General features: G+C 42.6%; 13 protein-coding genes. 7 read left to right on the top strand and 6 right to left on the bottom strand.

What is annotated here, in order from left to right; all coding sequences use genetic code 11:
• Positions 1-166: 166 nt before the first annotated feature.
• Positions 167-1702: an FAD-dependent oxidoreductase gene (locus AACX33_RS00230; protein ID WP_194002325.1), complete on the bottom strand. Its 1536-nt coding sequence runs from the start codon at positions 1700-1702 to the stop codon at positions 167-169.
• A 254-nt stretch (positions 1703-1956) separates the two neighbouring features.
• Between AACX33_RS00230 and AACX33_RS00225 the strand changes: the two genes are divergently transcribed.
• The 6 genes from AACX33_RS00225 to AACX33_RS00200 all read left to right on the top strand — a co-directional run bounded on the left by AACX33_RS00225 (position 1957) and on the right by AACX33_RS00200 (position 13158).
• On the top strand, positions 1957-2133 hold the full coding sequence (locus tag AACX33_RS00225) for a hypothetical protein (RefSeq protein WP_194002327.1): 177 nt from the start codon (positions 1957-1959) through the stop codon (positions 2131-2133).
• Between the two features lie 178 nt (positions 2134-2311).
• Positions 2312-4687, top strand: a complete 2376-nt coding sequence (locus AACX33_RS00220; RefSeq protein WP_194002329.1) for a glycoside hydrolase family 31 protein — start codon at positions 2312-2314, stop codon at positions 4685-4687.
• A 191-nt stretch (positions 4688-4878) separates the two neighbouring features.
• Positions 4879-8733, top strand: coding sequence for a hybrid sensor histidine kinase/response regulator (locus AACX33_RS00215; RefSeq protein ID WP_194002331.1), 3855 nt, complete (start codon positions 4879-4881; stop codon positions 8731-8733).
• Positions 8734-8902: 169 nt separating this feature from the next.
• The gene (locus AACX33_RS00210) at positions 8903-11533 is read left to right on the top strand and encodes a DNA polymerase III subunit alpha (RefSeq protein WP_194002333.1); all 2631 of its coding nucleotides are present in this window, start codon (positions 8903-8905) and stop codon (positions 11531-11533) included.
• A gap of 163 nt (positions 11534-11696) precedes the next feature.
• Positions 11697-12098: a helix-turn-helix domain-containing protein gene (locus tag AACX33_RS00205; RefSeq protein ID WP_194002335.1), complete on the top strand. Its 402-nt coding sequence runs from the start codon at positions 11697-11699 to the stop codon at positions 12096-12098.
• Positions 12099-12300: 202 nt separating this feature from the next.
• Entirely contained in the window at positions 12301-13158 is an 858-nt protein-coding gene (locus AACX33_RS00200) for a sulfurtransferase (protein WP_194002337.1), read from the top strand.
• A 174-nt stretch (positions 13159-13332) separates the two neighbouring features.
• Here AACX33_RS00200 and AACX33_RS00195 read toward each other — a convergent pair whose 3' ends face one another.
• The 5 genes from AACX33_RS00195 to petB form a co-directional block, all read right to left on the bottom strand.
• Complete coding sequence (locus AACX33_RS00195) at positions 13333-13710, bottom strand: hypothetical protein (protein WP_194002339.1); 378 nt, start codon at positions 13708-13710, stop codon at positions 13333-13335.
• A gap of 122 nt (positions 13711-13832) precedes the next feature.
• Positions 13833-14996: a glycosyltransferase gene (locus AACX33_RS00190; protein ID WP_194002341.1), complete on the bottom strand. Its 1164-nt coding sequence runs from the start codon at positions 14994-14996 to the stop codon at positions 13833-13835.
• Between the two features lie 71 nt (positions 14997-15067).
• A complete protein-coding gene (locus AACX33_RS00185; protein ID WP_194002343.1) occupies positions 15068-15511 on the bottom strand; it encodes an ATP-binding protein in 444 nt (147 codons plus the stop codon).
• A 299-nt stretch (positions 15512-15810) separates the two neighbouring features.
• Positions 15811-16293, bottom strand: a complete 483-nt coding sequence (gene petD / locus AACX33_RS00180; RefSeq protein WP_194002345.1) for a cytochrome b6-f complex subunit IV — start codon at positions 16291-16293, stop codon at positions 15811-15813.
• Between the two features lie 298 nt (positions 16294-16591).
• The gene (petB, locus tag AACX33_RS00175; protein ID WP_194002347.1) at positions 16592-17239 is read right to left on the bottom strand and encodes a cytochrome b6; all 648 of its coding nucleotides are present in this window, start codon (positions 17237-17239) and stop codon (positions 16592-16594) included.
• A 380-nt stretch (positions 17240-17619) separates the two neighbouring features.
• Between petB and ctpA the strand changes: the two genes are divergently transcribed.
• Complete coding sequence (ctpA, locus tag AACX33_RS00170; RefSeq protein WP_194002349.1) at positions 17620-18909, top strand: carboxyl-terminal processing protease CtpA; 1290 nt, start codon at positions 17620-17622, stop codon at positions 18907-18909.
• Positions 18910-18923: the final 14 nt, after the last annotated feature.

The raw sequence follows: 18923 nt of genomic DNA, 5'->3' as shown, positions 1-18923 counted from the left end.
CCATTTTACCCCCAAATTTGGGGGTCACGGGGGCAGGGGATTTAGGGGGCTAAACAGGCTCAAACGCAGACAGGCAAGACTTGTGTGTACACCGTAGCGCAAGCGAGGAGGGAACCGGATTTTTGTGGTGTAGTGAATTTTAAAACATCCTCTGAAAATCAAATCTTCAGGTTTGCTTCTGATATACAGGTTCCAGCCCATTAATCGCTGGGCCATTAATTACTTTACCCTTAGCACCAAACCGCGAACCATGACAAGGACAATCCCAAGTTTCTTCTGAAGAATTCCAGGCGACAATACATTTCAGGTGGCTACAGACTGCGGAATGCTCATGCAAAATGCCGTTTTCGTCTCGGTAGGCGGCAATTTTAGTTAAACCCTGACGCACTACTGCACCTGTCCCGGCGGGAATCTTTTCTACAGAATCAACTTCCCCTGGTGTAATCCAGTCTAAATACTGAGTAGCAATGTTAATATTTTCCGAGATAAAATCACCTGTTGCGCCAATTCTGGTTCTTGATGGGTCGTAGACTTCAGCCCAGGTATTCTTTCGCCCCAAAATCAGATCATTCAACAGCATTCCGGCAATTGTACCGTGGGTCATTCCCAAACCTGTGTCACCGGTGGCGATGTAGATATTATCCTCATCTAGGGGGTTTTTGCCAATGTAGGCAATGCCATCATCAGCGTTCATCACTTGACCCGACCAGCGAAATAACCTCTCTGTCGCCATTGGGAAACGTTCTCTTGTCCACACTTCTAGTCTGGCATATCGGGCATCAGCATCATTAGCTTGTCCGGTTTTGTGGTCTTCGCCACCCACAATTAAAACATCAGATTCTTCATCGAGATTTTGCAGGCGGATGTAGTGATAGGGGTCGAGAGTATCCCAGTAAAGGGCTTTAGTAATTGAACCGCGAGGGACTTTGATACCAATTACAAATGTCATGTAAGCCGCTTGCTTAAAGTGCATGGTAGCTAAGTTACTAATTGGGGAATTGGTGGCTACAACTACAGCATCAGCTGTGACTACTTGACCATTGCTGGTTTCCACACGGGCTGTTACACCACCTGTAATTTTTTGTACGTGGGTTCCTGTATAAATTTTCCCGCCACGGCGTTGAATTGCTTCAGCTAATCCGGCTAGGTATTTCAGGGGGTCAAATTGTCCTTGGTCGGGAAAGCGCAGACACATTCCTGTATCAAAGCCATCTACTGGTGCTTGGGGGACAAGTTCCACACTCGTTAGTCCAGCGCGATGTGCGGCGGTTAATTCTCGCTGCATCTCATCCACTGATTCCAGGTCAGGAGAAAAGAGATAACCGTTCAATCGCTCAAAGTCACAGTCGATTTGTTCACGAGTTGCGATCGCCTGTATAGTATCAATTGCTTTGGTATGACTTTGGGCAATCTGCTTTGTTCGTTCTTGACCGTGAATATCCTCAAGTTCAAAGTAACGATGATACAAGACATTGGAAAGGTGTGCCGTAGTTCGGCAAGTTTGACCCCCACCAATCGGTCCGTCATCTAGCACCACTACTGATTTACCTTCACGACTTAGCATATAAGCAGTGGACATCCCCGCCATCCCTGCACCGACGACGCACACATCAGCATGAATGTTTTGGGACAGTACAGATTGATCTGGTACATCTGCTGTGGTCATCCAAATAGAAGTTGTTTTCCCAGAGTCGTTTTGCATATTTTTGTGGATTTCCCAGTTTAATTTACCTGCGGGTAGAAGTTTTTCTTCTGAGAAAAAAACGCATCTACAGGTTATTGAATTCATAAAATCTCTATAATTCTAAATCTAATTCTTCAGTGAAATATCTGCTTAATGGTAGATATGTAAAATCCACTTATTTGAAGAAGAAAACTGCAATTTTTACTTATATAGCACTCTTGTTTTAGTTCTATAAAACTCTGTCAAAATCTATCGTTTTTTCTCTATCGATTATGATGTATTCCATATATAGCAGTCCTCAACCATTTGTGAATTTCTGGAATTTTGCTTTTGGTAGCTACGCCACGCCAGCGATCGCAACTCAAATAAAATGGCTATATAGTATTCCTTTAGACACATATTTTTTGGTTCCTGATCAAAAGCCTCACAATGTTAATATTTGGCTGTAAGGTTAGATTCAGTAAATAAAATTTATTTACAAAAATAATTTTGGTTCAATACTTGATGGCAGTTTTTCTGTGAGTTAGAGATATAGAAGAAGTAATTAACCACAGATGTACACAGATGAAGAAATACGATCAAACTGCTGAATAACTCAACTGAACAGCAAAATTTTTGGGAGGATATATGCCGCAGTATTTTGGAAAACTACCTGTAACTCACCAACCTTGGACAATCATGGGGACGGTGCAAGTTGTCAATAGAAACGAACGCACGATCAGTTTTGTCTGTGGTGATGCACTGCTGACAATCAGCGTACTTGCTGCCAATTTAGTCCGTGTGCGCCTGACACCAACGGGAAAGTTTTTGCCCCGTCGTCCTTGGGCTATAGGATTAGATGATTCAGAATGGGCAATAGTACCTTTTGAGGTGAGGGAAACTAAAGCAGCCTTCGAAATTATTACTGTCCAAATTCGCGTGTGTGTGCATAAGCAAAACTGCCGGATTACCTGCTTTGACAAAGCTAATCGTCCATTTGCCCAAGATGCGGAAATGAGTATGGGTTGGCGAATGGGTGCTGTTGCAGGCTGGAAGGAAATTGCCCCCGATGAACATTTTTATGGCTTTGGTGAACGCACAAGTTTTCTGGATAAACTCGGTCAAGTTAAAACTAACTGGACAGTTGATGCTTTAGATTATGATGCTCTGACTGATGAAATGTACCAGGCTATCCCGTTTTTTATGGCTTTGCGTCCTGATGTGGGCTATGGTATTTTTTTAAATTCCACTTTCTGGAGTCAGTTCGATATGGGTGTGGCACAACCTGATATCTGGAAGATGGAAACTCATGGCGGGGAATTGGATTATTACATGATTTATGGCCCTGAACCGGCTCAAATTTTGCTGACATACACGAAGTTAACGGGGAGGATGTCGCTACCGCCAAAATGGTCTTTGGGCTATCATCAATGTCGTTGGAGTTACGATTCAGAAAATGTAGTGCGGGAACTGGCGCGAGAATTTCGCCAACGCCGCATTCCTTGTGATGTTATCCACCTCGATATTGACTATATGGATGGTTATCGTGTGTTTACCTGGAGTCCTAAACGCTTCTCAAATCCCGAAAAATTGATTGCTGATTTGGCTGGAGATGGTTTTAAAACAGTGACAATTATTGATCCAGGTGTGAAGTATGAACCAGAAGCTAATTATCACGTTTTTGACCAAGGAATAGACAACGATTATTTTGTGCGTCAAGCTGATGGCGTTTTATTTCACGGCTATGTTTGGCCTGATAAGGCTGTGTTTCCTGACTTTTTGCGGTCTGATGTGGGTAACTGGTGGGGTGATTTACACAAAAGCCTAACTGACATCGGTGTGGCGGGAATTTGGAATGATATGAATGAACCTGCTATAGATGATCGTCCTTTTGGGGATGGTGGTCAAAAAATCTGCTTTCCTTTGGATACACCCCAGGGAAGAAATGCAAATAACTTTCAATCTAAAATCCAAAATCCAAAATCTAAAATTGATGTGACTCATGAAGAGGTGCATAATTTGTATGGTTTGATGATGGCGAAATCATCTCATCAAGGTTTGGCGCGTCATCGTCCTACAGAGCGATCGTTTGTGTTGACGCGAGCGGGTTATGCTGGTGTGCAGCGCTGGTCTGCTGTGTGGATGGGAGATAACCAATCTTTGTGGGAGCATTTGGAAATCTCTTTGCCGATGCTGTGCAATATGGGACTTTCGGGTGTGGCTTTTGTGGGTTGCGATATTGGCGGCTTTGCAGGTAACGCTACACCAGAATTATTTGCGCGTTGGATGCAGGTAGGAATGCTATACCCTTTAATGCGTGGACATTCGGCTTTATCTACGGCTCGTCATGAACCTTGGGTATTTGGCGATCGCATTGAAAATATCTGTAGAGAGTATATTAATCTGCGTTACCAACTATTACCATACATTTACAATCTTTTTTGGGAAGCAGCCACAACGGGCGCACCGATTATCAGACCATTATTATATCATTTCCCTAACGATCCTCAAACCTACAGTCTCTACGATCAGGTATTACTGGGTGCGTCGCTGATGGCTGCACCAATTTACCGCCCTGGAGTTGAGCATCGCTCTGTTTACTTGCCTGAAGGTATTTGGTATGACTGGTGGTCTGGTGAACGTTACTTAGGACCAACCCACATCCTCGCTCATGCACCTCTAGAAAAAATGCCTCTTTATGTCCGTAGCGGTGCGATCATCCCGATGCAACCTATTACCCAATATGTGGACGCAGAACCACTGGAATACATCCGTTTACGAATTTGGCCTGGGAATGGGAGATATAGTTTTTTTGAAGATGATGGACACACTTTTAACTATGAAAATCAACATTTTTCTTTGAGGAATATCAGTATATTTACACAAGGTAACCAAACAACTGTGGAAATTGGCGATCGCGAAGGAAAATGGACCCCGACAGCGCGTGAAATCATTGTGGAACTTGTTGGCGTTGGTGAGCAGCGCTTCCCCGATCATGGTCAAGGACGGAGTGTGAAATTTTAAAATTATGTTTAGAGACAGATGATTTTGTGTCGATTATTCTCTAATCTAGACTTTGCAAGCCAAAAATATGCATATAGGTAGAGAAAAAATTGACAAATAGTGAGTAGCCTAAGTTACTTAGTTATCTAAATTTTAGTTCTTCAGAAATACTACACATTACTACGCTAGACAGTTCGGTGGTAAAAACTTCAATGTTCAACTTCAACCGCTTGCAACTGCAAGATTTACATAGATTACGAGTAGAGCAAGTTGCAAGTGCGATCGCGGTATTAGTCGGTGTTTTGGTGCTGTGTGGCTGGTTTTTTGAGATCGAATTTCTCAAAAGGTTTGGCGATACCAATTTACCGACAATGAAGGCCAATGCAGCTTTATGCTTTTTACTATCTGGTGGATCATTCTGGATGATGCAGATGGGACAAGATCAAAGGCAAAGTTCCACCATAGCTTACTTAAGCTGCTCTCGGATTTGTGCCGCCGCCGTTACCTTGATTGGTGTACTCACACTCAGTCAATATTTTTTCGACTGGAATTTTGGTATTGACGAATTACTATTTCCGGATGACCCGAATCCTATATTTACATCCCATCCAGGGCGAATGGGGTTTAATACTGCCTTCAATTTTATCTTGGTGGGCATAGCTCTAGAAATTTTGGCGCAGCCTGAAAATCGCCGTAGTTATTGGTATGTTCAAATTTTCTCGCTGATCGCAGCTTTGATTTCTTTACAGGTACTGATCAGCTATGCCTATAAAGTCCAAATCTTCTCCCGTCTAGCCTCATATTCAACATTAATGGGATTACATACGGGAATCACATTCACTATACTTTGTATAGGCATTCTGTGGGCGCGTCCAGATCAGGGACTCATGCAAGTAGTCATGAGTGATAACTACGGTGGCTTCATTGCGCGTCGTTTGTTGGTGGTGGCGATCACCATACCATTAATTTTAGGCTGGTTAATCCTCCAAGGTCAATTAGCCGGAACATACGGTTCAGCTTTTGCCTTATCGCTGTTTGCGCTGATCATCATCGTGCTTTTTGCCATTTTTATTTGGCAAAGTTCCGCCGTGATTTCCCGCTTGTGTTGTCAACATGATCAGGCGCAAAAAAAACTCAGGGCTTATGAAGAAAAACTCAGAAGTTTTGTAGATGCTAACATCATTGGGATTAAATTTGGTGATGTGTATGGGGGTATTCACCAAGCCAACGACGCATTTCTAGAGATGATTGGCTACACGCGTCAGGAGCTGTTAACAGGCCGGTTAAGTTGGCGAAATATCACACCGCCAGAACATCTATACTTAGACCAGCAAGGAATCGCCGAAGCCCAAGGAAATCTCAACGGTGCTTGTACGCCCTATGAAAAAGAATACATTCACAAAGATGGTAGGCGAATTCCGGTTTTAGTCGGTTACGTATTGGTAGGCGAAAACCGCGAAGAATCAGTGGTGTTTATTCTCGACTTAACCGAACGCAAGGCAGCAAGGCAACAAATATTACAACTGAATAAGGATTTACAGCGGCGCATCGCGGAATTACAAACTTTATTTCAAGTCATTCCCATTGGTATTGGTATTGCTGAAGATGCGGAGTGCAAAACTATTAGAGCTAACCCCTGTTTAGCTCAACAATTGGGGGTTTTACCAGATGAGAATGCCTCCCTCAGCGCTCCCACTCCAGAAAAACCGACAAATTTTAAAGTGTACCGCGAGGGGAAAGAATTATTACCAGAAGAACTACCCATGCAGTACTCTGCTGCTCATGGTGTGGAAGTTCTCAATTTTGAACTGGATATCGTCCATCAGAATGGCAAAGTTGTGAAGTTGCTCGAACACGTCGCCCCGTTGTTTGATGAAGAGGGTAACAGCAGAGGTAGCGTGGGTGCATTTTTGGATATTACGGAGCGTAAGCAGGTAGAAGAAACCATCCAAAATCAGCAGAAATGGCTGGAAGAGGTGTTAAACATGATGCCCATACCATTACTGTTTATTGAACCTGAAACGGCGCGGGTAACCTTTGCTAATCGAGCTGCTGATGAATTAGCTGGAGGTGATTTTCCCAAAGGTGTACCAGCCGAAGAGTATGACAATGTTTACTACTGCACAGATGCAGCCGGAAATCGCATCCCTAACGAGCAAATGCCGGGGGTACTGGTAGCCCGTGGAGAAACTTTAGATGGGTTAGAGATGGACTGGCACACGAATGACGGTGTGCGCTCTATACTGATATTTTCTGATACATTACCTGCTATGTACGGTCATCCAGCTACCTGTGTATTGGCCTTCCAAGATATTAGCAATCTGAAGGAGATAGAAAAAGCTAGGACATTAGGCTACAAAAGGTTACAGCTGCTATTTAACACAGCCAGCGATTTATTATCCAGTCAGCAGCCAGTAGCACTGATTCACAGCTTCTACCAAAAACTGGCGGAGCAGATTGGTTTGGATGTTTACGTTAACTATTTGGTTGATGAAGATTCTCAGGTAATGCGTCTAGCATCCTTTACAGGTTTTGCTGAGGATATCGCCCAAGAATATGAGTGGCTGAAATTTGGTCAATCAGTATGCGGTACTGTCGCCCAAGAACGCCGTTCTATTTATATAGAAAATGCTCAACAATTGACTGATCCAAAAACAGCATTACTTCGGAAATTAGGAATTACAGCTTGTTATAGTTACCCATTAATCGCATCGGAACGGCTTTTGGGTACTCTGTGTTTTGGTAGCCGCAGTTGTTCTCAATTCAGTGAAAATCAAAGAGGGATGATGCAAGCTGTATGTGATCAAATAGCGATCGCTATGGAAAGAGCGAGTTTAATTGCTTCTTTGCAAAAGCAGACTGAGCAATTGCGAGAAGCCAACCGGATGAAGGATGAATTTCTGGCGATCTTATCCCATGAGTTGCGATCGCCCCTGAATGCTATTCTCGGCTGGGCGCAGCTGTTGCGATCGCGCAAACTCAGCGAAATTCAGATCGCGAGGGCTATAGAAACTATTGAGCGCAATGCGAGGACGCAAACCCAACTGGTAGAAGACTTGCTGGATATCTCTCGGATGATTAGAGGTCAGTTGCATCTCAATGTTTGTACTTGCGATTTGGTTCCTTTAATTGAGTCAGCCATTGAAACAGTCAACCTAGCCGCCCAAGCCAAAGAAATTGATTTGAAATTGTCCCTGATTTCCTCCCCAGAAATGCAGTCGGATCATTCGAGATTTTTAGTTGCTGGTGATATTGAGCGTTTACAACAAATCATCTGGAATTTATTATCTAATGCCATCAAATTCACACCTACAGGCGGTAGGGTAGAAATTATACTTTCCCAGACAATTGATCATGGTCAAGAGTTAACTAGCTATGCTCAAATCCAAGTCAAGGATACAGGTATTGGGATTAAGCCTGAGTTTCTACCTTATGTTTTTGACCGTTTTCGTCAAGCCGATAGTTCCAGTACCAGGTCTTATGGCGGGTTAGGATTAGGTTTAGCGATCGTCCATCATTTAGTCGAATTGCATGGCGCTACTATCCATGTAGATAGTCCGGGTGAAGACCAAGGCTCAACCTTTACAGTCAAGTTACCACTGTTGTTACAAAGTCAGGCAGTTATTTCTGATTTTGTTAGTAACAACAACGCAGATTTTGCTGTTCCGTCCCAGGTTCCCTCTCTTTTAGGTGTGCGGGTGCTGGTGGTCGATGACGAAATTGACACTCGTGATTTTATCACTACGGTACTGCAACAGTGCCAAGCCGAAGTTAAAACCGTAGAATCGGTTTCAGAGGCATTGCAAGTCATGAGAGAGTGGAAACCGGATGTTTTAGTCAGTGATATTGCCATGCCGGAAGAAGATGGTTATTCCTTAATTCGGAAAGTGCGATCGCAACCACCAGAACAAGGCGGCAAAATTCCCGCCGCAGCATTAACAGCTTATGCGAGGGCAGAAGACCGCACAAGAGCGATCCAAGAAGGATATCAGCTACATTTGCCTAAACCTATTGAGCCGGCTGAGTTAGCTATAGTGGTGGCTAGTCTTGTGAATCGTAATTCGTAATTCGTAATTCGTAATTCGTAATTCGTAATTCGTAATCTAGCAATCCGGCGTGAGGGTATGTAGGGGAGTGTTAAATTTCGCCAAACAAGTTAATCTAAGATCCCGTTGGTTTATGGGTGTTGATGACGAATGCCCCTAAATATATTATCAGCTTGTGCTTGGAGACGATATGTCGTTTGTGCCGTTACATATTCATAGTGACTACAGTTTACTCGATGGAGCCAGTCAGCTACCGGAATTGGTCGATCATGCGATCTCCCTGGGGATGAAGGCGATCGCTCTCACCGATCATGGTGTGATGTATGGTGCTGTAGAATTGATTAAAATCTGCCGGAGTAAGAGCATTAAGCCAATTATTGGCAACGAAATGTATATTATTAACGGCGATATCACTAAACAAGAACGCCGTCCGAAATATCATCAAGTCGTTTTAGCTAAAAATACTCAAGGTTACAAAAACTTAGTTAAAATTACCACAATTTCTCACCTCGAAGGTGTGCAAGGGAAAGGAATTTTTTCTCGTCCTTGTATTAATAAAGATTTACTCAAACAATATCGGGAAGGTTTGATAGTCACCAGTGCTTGTTTAGGTGGAGAAATTCCCCAAGCCATCCTTAGTAATCGACCAGATGCAGCCCGAAAAATTGCCAAATGGTATAAAGAAATATTTGGTGATGATTATTATTTAGAAATTCAAGACCACGGTTCTCAAGAAGACCGGATTGTTAACGTTGAAATCGTTAAAATTGCGCGAGAATTAAATATTAAATTTATTGCTACCAACGACTCTCATTTTATCTCTTGTTTTGATGTCGAAGCCCACGATGCTTTGTTATGTATTCAAACTGGACAGCTAATTAGTGAAGATAAACGAATGCGTTATAGCGGCACAGAATATCTCAAATCTGCCGACGAAATGAAGCAGCTATTTCGTGACCATTTACCAGATGATATCATTGCCGAGGCGATCGCCACCACCGAAGAAGTCGCCGATAAAGTGGGCGTTTACGATATTATGGGTGATCCTCAGATTCCCACACCACCCATTCCCTCTGGTCACACACCTGACACTTACGCCGAAGAAGTAGCTTGGAACGGATTATTAGAAAGATTAAATCGCAAATCCCGCAGCGAAGTAGATCCAGTCTATAAAGACAGATTGGAATATGAATTGAAAATGCTGCAAACAATGGGTTTTTCCACATACTTTTTAGTCGTGTGGGATTACATCAAATTTGCCAGAGATAATAATATTCCTGTAGGGCCGGGACGTGGTTCTGCGGCTGGTTCATTGGTAGCTTATGCCATGAAAATTACCAACATTGATCCAGTACATCATGGCTTACTCTTCGAGCGATTCTTGAACCCAGAACGTAAATCAATGCCAGATATTGATACAGATTTCTGCATTGAAAAACGCGATAAAGTGATTGAATATGTAACTGAGAAATACGGTAAAGATAGAGTTGCTCAAATCATTACATTTAACCGTTTGACTTCCAAAGCCGTGTTAAAAGATGTCGCCAGAGTATTGAACATTCCCTATGGGGAATCAGACAAAATGGCGAAACTAATTCCAGTAGTGCGGGGTAAACCCACCAAACTGAAAGTAATGATTTCGGATAAAACCCCAGCACCGGAATTTAAAGAAAGATATGATAATAATGCCCATGTGCGCCATTGGCTGGATATGGCCATCCGCATTGAAGGAACCAACAAAACCTTTGGTGTCCACGCCGCCGGGGTAGTAATTTCTGCTGACCCCTTAGATGAAATTGTCCCGCTTCAGAGAAACAATGACGGCTCAGTAATTACCCAATATTTCATGGAAGACTTGGAATCAATGGGTTTGTTAAAAATGGATTTTCTGGGGTTACGCAACCTGACGCTAATTCAAAGGACAATTGATTTAATTGCAGAAACCAGCGGCGTTCGCATTGACCCAGATAACATTACAGGTGATGAAAGAAAAGCCCAAAGAATCTTAGCTAAAGGTGAACATAGTAACCTACCCAAAGATGTCAAAAAATCCTACGAACTTTTAGAAGCTGGAGATTTAGAAGGAATATTTCAATTAGAATCTTCAGGAATGCGTCAAATAGTCCGAGATTTGAAGCCTTCTAATATTGAAGATATTTCTTCGATTTTGGCACTGTATCGACCAGGCCCCTTAGATGCGGGATTAATTCCCAAGTTTATTAACCGCAAACACGGAAGAGAAGCAATTGATTATCAAAGTGCTATTTTAGAACCCATATTAAATGAAACCTATGGAATCATGGTTTATCAAGAGCAAATCATGAAAATTGCTCAAGATATGGCCGGATATACTCTAGGACAAGCTGACTTGTTGCGCCGTGCAATGGGTAAGAAAAAAGTTTCTGAGATGCAGAAACAGCGAGAAAAATTTGTCGATGGTGCGGCAAAAAATGGCGTAAAAAAACAAGTAGCCGATGAATTATTTGAGCAAATGTTAAAGTTTGCCGAATATTGTTTAAGCTATGATACAGAGATTTTAACAGTAGAATATGGCTATATTCCCATTGGCGAAATTGTCGAAAAAGCCATTGAATGTAGTGTGTACAGTGTTGATATTAATGGTAATGTTTACACTCAACCCATTGCACAGTGGCACAATCGGGGGTTACAAGAAGTATTTGAATATGCTTTAGAAGATGGTTCAACTATTCGCGCCACAAAAGACCATAAATTTATGACCACTGACGGGCAAATGTTGCCAATTGACGAAATTTTCGCCCAGGAATTAGATTTGCTGCAAGTGCATGGTTTACCAGAATAACCATAAGATTTATGTTTGTAGAGAGGACTAAATTCCTCTCTATCTCCTGTCAGAAACTCCAAATAAAAAAACACTCAAGCATATAAAGTCAAAAACCTCTCAAACTCTCATAACTCTGTGTCCTCTGTGTCTCTGTGGTTCGTTTATAAAGAGAACTGGAAAGATGACCCTTACTTTTAATCCAGATAAATACAAGGAATTATTAACAGCTTATCTTCCCAAGCTTATCAAAACTGAAGCAGAAAATGAGCAAGCTTTAGCGATAGTTGAAGATTTAATGCACCGGGAACGCACTCCTGAAGAAAATGAAGTTTATCAGTTGTTACTTACTTTAATTGAAAAGTTTGAACAAGAATATTATCAGCCAAGCCAGCAGAATAATCCTGGAGGTATGTTGTTATTTCTTTTAGAGGAATCTGAGAAAAATAAAGAAGATTTAGTAGCGGTTTTAGGAAGTGAAGATATATTTAATAATATTGTCAATGGACAAGAAAAGATAAATGCTGAACAATCCCGGAAGCTAGGAGATTTTTTTCATGTAGATTCTAGTTTATTTATGGAATAATAATTAAATTCGTAGTTAGGCTTCTTGGCGGTTCGTTAAAAAAAGAGTTTTAGAATCGAACAGAAAGATCCCCGACTTCTTCAATGGGGGATCTAAGCCTCTCGTGAACATTCAAAATTTGTTCTTCTGTAAAGTTAACTTCAAAGTGCCAATATCCAGGACGCGATAATGCTTGATGGCACGTTAACAGGAGAAGACAATCTTGGATACAAAATTCCTCATTTCCCCCCAAGAACTCACATCTTTGTTAGCAGAAAAATCATCACAAATTGCCATTATTGATACTCGCAGTCCTGAAGAATATGCTATATCCCATGTTCCTGGCGCTATCAATATCCGAGAATTATTTACTTACCTGTTAGAAAACTCTCAACCTGAAGGATTAAAGAAATTATCCGATCATTTTTCTGAACTGTTAAGCAAAGCCGGAATTTCTGGTGCAGAAAAGTTGATTGTCTATGAAGATACTTTAAATCGGGGTTATGGACAATCTTGTAGAGCGGCTTTTTTGCTGAAGTATTTAGGTTGTACTCAAGTATCTGTGCTGCACGGGGGTTATAAAGCCTGGTTGAGGGCTGGATTACCTACAACGGAGGAAGAAGTACCTATTCGCAAACGCAAGGTATTTACAGCGCATCCTGACGCGGCAATCATGGTGACTACACAGGAGATGTTACAGGCACTGAATGACCCGACAATTATAAAATTAGATGTGCGCGATCGCAATGAATGGCAAGGGCTGAGTTCTTCTCCCTACAGTCCTGATTTTTGTCCTCGCAAAGGCAGAATCCCCAATGCTGTCTGGCTGGAATGGCATCGTTTCATGAATTGCGACTCGGAAATCCCGATGTTTCGCTCACCAGCAGAAATCTTAGAAATTTGTCAATCGGTGGGTATTACTTCCCAGTCCATTGTCTATATTTACTGCTTTAAAGGTTCCAGGGCTGCTAATACAATGATTGCTTTACAACAAGCTGGTATTTATAGCAGAAATTATTTTGGTTCTTGGAATGAATGGTCTCGCGATTTCTCTCTACCAATTGATAGCAGAATCATCTAAAGAAAATACTCTGCAAATACACCAGTTCATCAACGTCGGGAAAACTACAGCACTTTGCAAGTAAATAAAGTACACATCTGAATATAATAAATTTTGTGGGGTGGGCAGCATTCGACTACGCTCATGCCAAGCCTTGCCCGCCCTTCTTTCAGTAATTTTACATATCCAGTCAGATCACTTTTGCTCTTCCAATGTTTTGGCTGGTATTTCAATTGCTTTAATATCAATTGTCCCGTCTGGTGTGAAGCGCTGAAAATGACCTTGTGTGACTGATAACTGCTCTCCACAATTAGGACACTGCAACTGAGTGTTATTTAAGCCGGTAAATTCATAATTGCAGACAGGACACTGATCATTCACTAAATTCCGTTTTAGCCACCAGCGAAACCCGAAGAAGGCGACAACAGGTGCCAACAACAGCAAACCAAAGATAATTAACAACGAATTCACTAACCACCCTAACCCTAATGATGCTAGCAACCAGAAAACTGCTAACACAGTGAGCCAAGGGCGTAGATTTTCAAGACTCAATTGCAAAGATTTAAGGCTCATTTTTTAAATTATTGTCTTGCTCTTCCTCTAGGATAGCGAGTTTAAGGGATAGTCAAAAGCCCACAGTCAACTACCAAAAGTCAAGAAATATTAATTTAGTCTTGGGACTATGGGCTGAGGACTCAGGATAAAAGCAGTTCTTGTAAACGCTGTTGAAAGGCTTTCATCCCAAAAAGCGCGATCGCTTGTTCTCTTAACCATTCTCCATCACAACGCTGATCATCACCTTGCAAAATTTCTATAGCAGCTGCTGCTACCGCCTCTGCATCGCGGTGCGGTACTCGCCATCCCAGTTTACCATCCTGCAAAGGATCAGCCGAGCCATCGTCATCACCGGATAGCACTGGGACACCGCAAGTCATGGCTTCTAGATAAACAATCCCAAAACCTTCTTGAGAGGGCATAATATAGGCATCAGCGAGGCGATAGTGGGCAATTAACTCTTCTGTAGGCACAAAACCCGCAAACACCACGCGATCGCTCACCCCTAAATCCTTTGCTAGCTGGGCTAATCGTGGTTGGTCATCACCCCGACCTATTACCAAATATTTTATTTCTGGGAAAACTGCCGCGATTTGGGGTAATGCGCGGATAGTCACATCTACACCTTTGTAAATATCTCCTGACCATAGTCGCGCCACAGTCATTAAGACCTTCGCACCACCTAAGCCATACTTCTTGACTAGTTCTGGCTGTTTAGCAGCAGGTGTAAATTGATCGCCATCAATGGCACAAGGTAGCATCTTGATTTTTGCAGGGTTTAGACCATTGGCAGTACAAGCGCGATCGCGACTGTAGCGGCTAATTGTCCAAATGGCATTTGCTGAAGCTAAAGCGCTTCTTTCACTGTTTTTCAGTGGTTCCCAAACTTCTTTGCCGTAAGTGAGGACTGTGTAGGGAATACCTAACGGTTGGCATAGAGTTTTAATGAGTCTGGCTAGGTTAATATGACCACAATAAACGTGCTGGGGGCGTTTTTGTAACAGAAAATTCAGCAAAGCCCCTGCCATTATCAGCCTCCCCATTTGAGGCGACTTATTTTGAAAATAATGAAATTTTAAACTATCGGACTCTAAAGGATTTGAGTGGTCAATACTATCTCGCAACAAAAAGACTTCTGCTTTACAGCCAGCATTCAATCCCGCATAAGCACGAAAAATATCCTTAACATAAGATTGAATACCACCTTCGTGGGCAAAAATCTCTAAAAACACAAAGACATGGTGAGCTTGTTTGTGAAGCTTCTGATCTAAATTTAGCTTTTCTTTGGCTGTATCAATCCGCATTTAATTTCCGTAAATCACGGGAAAAATCCCCGAAAATTCAGTATTATTAGCAAAAAACGATTTTATCCGTTCTACTTTGAATCTTCTCTAGCATATTTGAGAATCAGTAAACAATTTTTCCCATCTGCACTACGTTCGTAGACTACATGGTCAGCCAATCGTCGCAGGAGAAACCATCCATATCCCCCTACTTGGAGAGTACCTGGCTGTGGTTCGGCGATCGCATCGGGATTGAAGGGTTTTCCTTGATCCCAAATTCTCACCTCCAGCCTGTCAATCCACAGACTAACTTCAATTTCTATAGTCGTTTCTGGTGGTAAAGCACCATGAGCGTGACGAACTGCGTTGGTAAAACCTTCGGCTAATGCTAAATTCAGGCGATAAAGTTGGCTTTCTGACCAGCCAAACTGAGATAAATATTTTAAACAGAATTGCTCAAACCATTGTTGTACGTTGTTTAGGAGCTTTAGTTCGCTCTTCACCGCCAGATGGTCCTGCTGCACTATGCTAAGCATTGACCTTGACTTGAATAAAAGATTAGTAAAAAATGCCTGTATTTGTGGCTTTTTAATGATTTTCGAGTTTGGAATGTATTTTCTATCCAAAACTAAAAACCCTAAATCCTACTGGGAATCATAAAATTGACACCTGTACGTTTCCAAATTACATCGGCCAAAAATATGAGCAGCTTTCAAATCACACTTAATTCGTGATTGCTTCAGCAGCTTTTAGCAAGTAAACTTTCTGCAATCAACTGCTAAATTTGGGAGATCATCTGAAAAATACAGGTGTCAAAGGCTATTTGCTGACTAGTTTAGAACAATCCCAATGTCAAGGATTTATCCAATGGTAAAGCAGCACCAATACCTAGCCACAGGGTGACAAGTGTACCAACGAGGAACACTGTAGTCGCAACTGGACGACGGAAGGGATTTTGGAACTTGTTAACGTTCTCAATAAAAGGAATGAGGATTAGTCCCAGAGGCACAGCCGCCATTGCTAACACTCCTAAAAGTTTGTTAGGAAGCGATCGCAACATCTGGAATACAGGATACAAGTACCACTCTGGTAAAATTTCCAAAGGTGTGGCAAAAGGATTTGCAGGTTCACCAGTCATTGCGGGGTCTAGCACAGCTAGAGCCACAATACAAGCGAATGATCCCATGATCACAATTGGAAATACATACAGTAGGTCATTAGGCCAAGCGGGTTCACCATAGTAGTTGTGACCCATGCCTTTGGCGAGTTTAGCTCTTAACTGAGGATCGCTCAGATCGGGGGGTTTGTGCGTTGACATATTTTAATTCGCTCTCCTGCTCAAATTCAGTTAAAGCATTTGTGGAAGCCAGAGCTATGAGGCAACCCCAATACAGCACGGCGTAAATAGTACAACCATCTCAAATCATTTTTGACTTTTGACTTTTGACTTCCGCCTTGCGGCTGGGGGGTTTACAGCTTTCAGCTTCAAATACAAGTCTTTGCTTCTATTGTCGCTTATAAGATATTATTTGCTGATTTCTCATAAGTTTAAAACAAACATTTGCATCTGGGAACTGAAAGCTGTGGCCTTTTTGCATTTTGGCTTAATTAAGAAATTACAAAGGACCGGAAATACCTTGCTTGCGGATCATCAAGAAGTGGAACAGCATGAACACCGCAATTAACCAAGGCAGTACAAAGGTGTGAGCGCTATAGTAGCGAGTCAGCGTTGCTTGACCAACACTAGAACCACCGCGTAACATATCAGAGATAAAAACCCCAACTACGGGAATTGCTTCTGGTACGCCGCTAACGATTTTTACAGCCCAGTAACCAACTTGATCCCAAGGTAGGGAATAGCCTGTAACACCAAAAGAAACGGTGATTACAGCTAGGATGACACCACTTACCCAAGTCAACTCGCGGGGCTTTTTGAAGCCACCTGTGAGGTATACCCGGAAAGTATGCAGAATCATCATTAACACCATCATGCTGGCAGACCAGCGGTGAATGGAGCGAATCAGCCAGCCGAAGCTGACATCATTCATGATGTACTCTACAGAAGAGTAAGCTTCAGCCACTGTGGGCTTATAGTAGAAAGTCATCGCAAATCCAGTGGCAAACTGGATCAGAAAGCAAACTAGGGTAATGCCGCCCAAGCAATAAAAAATATTTACATGGGGAGGGACATACTTGCTAGTCACGTCCTCAGCGAGCGCTTCAATCTCTAAGCGCTCCTCAAACCAGTCGTAAACGTTGGCCATACAATCTCAAGTTCCTAAAAATCGGTTGCGGTTGATCAATCTCCCAATTAATAAGTTTGGGATTTTCACAAAGGGGAGTTTGTTCTTTTGCTTTTGAGCTTTCAGAATGATAAGACTTTTCAGAAACTTAACACTCTGTAAATATGGAATATATTGCGTTCTCTTGGCAAGGCAACACTAAAATTGCTGGTTACCAAGTGGATCTTATCGTTTGCCGAGTGGAATCCAGCTCATCAGTTTTTTCCACAAGTTGATGAGAGGAATGCACCACTTCTATAAAAAAAGTAACATAGTTGAGATATAGATTTCATCAACGACGAGGTAACTAGGCATTTTTCGGCAACGTTTCTCGGCAATTTGGGATCAGGTGAAGTTTGGAAATGGGGTTCATGCAAAAACAGGTTTTTCGGCTAGGATTTTCGCTGCTATTGGCTTTTTGGTTGGCGCTGGGCGCTCTCATCCAACCAGCAACAGCTTTAACGGATGAGCAAAAACTAGTTTCAGAAGTTTGGCGAATTGTCAATCGGACTTATCTAGATGAGACCTTTAATGATCAAAATTGGTCACAGGCGAGGCAAAAGGCACTGGAGAAGCCGCTCAAAAATCATGAAGCAGCTTATGCAGCCATTCAGAAAATGCTCAAAACTCTGGGTGATCCGTTTACCCGCTTTTTAGACCCGGAACAGTACCGCAGTTTGCAGGTGAATACTTCTGGTGAACTGACTGGGGTGGGGTTACAAATTGCGCTCAATCCAGAGACGGGAAAGCTGGAAGTAGTGACTCCCATTGTGGATTCACCAGCAGATCAAGCCGGGATTCAACCTCGCGATCGCATTCTTAAAATTGAAGGCATTTTCACCGAAAATTTGACTCTTGACGAAGCAGCTACCAGAATGCGGGGGCCTGTTGGTAGTGCTGTGACACTTTTGATCGAACGAGATGGCATCGGCGAAAAAGAAGTCAGAATAGTGCGCGATCGCATTGAGCTTAACCCTGTGGTAGCAGACCTGCGTTTTTCTCCTCAAGGCACGCCCATTGGCTACCTGCGCCTGACTCAATTCAACGCTAACGCCTCAATGGAATTAGCACACGCTATTTCTAGTTTAGAGAAAAAAGGCGCAGCTGCCTATGTTTTAGATTTGCGGAATAATCCTGGTGGGCTACTACAATCAGGAATTGAAATCGCTCGTCAGTGGTTGAATTCCGGTACCATCGTCTACACGGTCAATCGGCAAGGCATTCAGGGCAGTTTTGAATCATTTGGCCCAGCCTTAACAGACGATCCTCTGGTGATTTTAGTCAATCAAGGAACCGCCAGCGCCAGTGAAATTCTCGCCGGGGCGCTGCAAGATAACGGTCGTGCGAAGTTGGTAGGCGAAACTACCTTTGGTAAAGGCTTAATTCAATCCTTGTTTGAATTATCCGATGGTTCTGGCTTGGCAGTCACCATTGCTAAGTATGAAACACCTCAGCATCGGGATATTAACAAATTAGGAATTAAACCAGATACAGTAATTTCCCAAGAATCAATTACCCGCGCCCAGATTGCCACAGAAGCGGATCTACAATATCAAGCAGCTCTGGAATTATTAAAGACCAATTCCGTGTTGGCGGGAGTAGAGAGTAGAGAAGAGGCAGGGGAGCAGGGAGCAGGGAGCAGGGGGGATTGAATAGGCAGGGGGGC

It is taken from the genome of Nodularia sp. LEGE 04288 (assembly GCF_963896525.1).
Classification (GTDB): domain Bacteria; phylum Cyanobacteriota; class Cyanobacteriia; order Cyanobacteriales; family Nostocaceae; genus Nodularia.
This window is presented reverse-complemented; position numbering and strand designations above follow the sequence as displayed.

Excerpts from the sequence above, each read along its gene's own strand:
- AACX33_RS00205 (WP_194002335.1), top strand. The coding sequence starts at position 11,697 with ATGACCCTTACTTTTAATCCAGATAAATACAAGGAATTATTAACAGCT.
- AACX33_RS00225 (WP_194002327.1), top strand. The coding sequence starts at position 1,957 with ATGATGTATTCCATATATAGCAGTCCTCAACCATTTGTGAATTTCTGG.
- AACX33_RS00190 (WP_194002341.1), bottom strand. The coding sequence starts at position 14,996 with ATGCGGATTGATACAGCCAAAGAAAAGCTAAATTTAGATCAGAAGCTT.
- AACX33_RS00230 (WP_194002325.1), bottom strand. The coding sequence starts at position 1,702 with ATGCAAAACGACTCTGGGAAAACAACTTCTATTTGGATGACCACAGCA.
- AACX33_RS00195 (WP_194002339.1), bottom strand. The coding sequence starts at position 13,710 with ATGAGCCTTAAATCTTTGCAATTGAGTCTTGAAAATCTACGCCCTTGG.
- AACX33_RS00215 (WP_194002331.1), top strand. The coding sequence starts at position 4,879 with ATGTTCAACTTCAACCGCTTGCAACTGCAAGATTTACATAGATTACGA.
- petD (WP_194002345.1), bottom strand. The coding sequence starts at position 16,293 with ATGTCAACGCACAAACCCCCCGATCTGAGCGATCCTCAGTTAAGAGCT.
- AACX33_RS00220 (WP_194002329.1), top strand. The coding sequence starts at position 2,312 with ATGCCGCAGTATTTTGGAAAACTACCTGTAACTCACCAACCTTGGACA.
- AACX33_RS00185 (WP_194002343.1), bottom strand. The coding sequence starts at position 15,511 with ATGCTTAGCATAGTGCAGCAGGACCATCTGGCGGTGAAGAGCGAACTA.
- petB (WP_194002347.1), bottom strand. The coding sequence starts at position 17,239 with ATGGCCAACGTTTACGACTGGTTTGAGGAGCGCTTAGAGATTGAAGCG.
- ctpA (WP_194002349.1), top strand. The coding sequence starts at position 17,620 with ATGGGGTTCATGCAAAAACAGGTTTTTCGGCTAGGATTTTCGCTGCTA.
- AACX33_RS00210 (WP_194002333.1), top strand. The coding sequence starts at position 8,903 with ATGTCGTTTGTGCCGTTACATATTCATAGTGACTACAGTTTACTCGAT.